1 pseudogene is annotated in these 531 nt (G+C 72.7%); it reads right to left on the bottom strand.

Annotation, left to right across the window (positions count from 1 at the left end):
• Positions 1-531 (bottom strand): annotated as a pseudogene (locus ABD331_RS60785) (hypothetical protein); the annotation flags it as partial.

Here is a 531-nt window from a genome sequence, read left to right as displayed (position 1 = left end):
CGAAGGCCGCCACCCCATTGCCATCGCGATGCCAGCGGATCTGTTCGACGATCTGATTCGGGCAGATCACCCGCCCGGCCTCCAGATCGACGGTGAAGGCATCCTTGGTGAAGCGACCTCCGGGCGCACTGGAGGGCTGCGTCTTGACCATCGCCTCGATCCCGGCCCGGTCGAGCCGGGCGAGCATCGGCCCGGTGCCGTAGGCGGCATCACCATAAACCTCGGCCTGCCCGGCCTGCCCGGCCTGCCCGGCCTGCCCGGCCTGCCCGGCCTGCCCGGCCTGCCCGGCCTGCCCGGCCTGCCCGGCCTGCCCGGCCTGCCCGGCCTGCCCGGCCTGCCCGGCCTGCCCGGGCAGGAGGTCAGCCAGGAGCTCGGGGGCCGGTTCGGCATCGCCCACGTTGCCCGCCGTCACCCGGGTGGCAGTGATGATCTCGCTGTCGGGATCCTCGGCGATGTGCCCCTTGAAACCGTCAAAGGAACGGGCCACCGTCTTGCGGCCGTGGCGCGCCTCGGGATCGACGGTGGAGATGA

Origin of the sequence: Nonomuraea monospora, from assembly GCF_039531895.1 — a bacterium.
Lineage (GTDB): Bacteria > Actinomycetota > Actinomycetes > Streptosporangiales > Streptosporangiaceae > Nonomuraea > Nonomuraea monospora.
The sequence above is the reverse complement of the archived record's forward strand: the minus strand, read 5'-3'. Positions and strand labels throughout refer to the sequence as shown.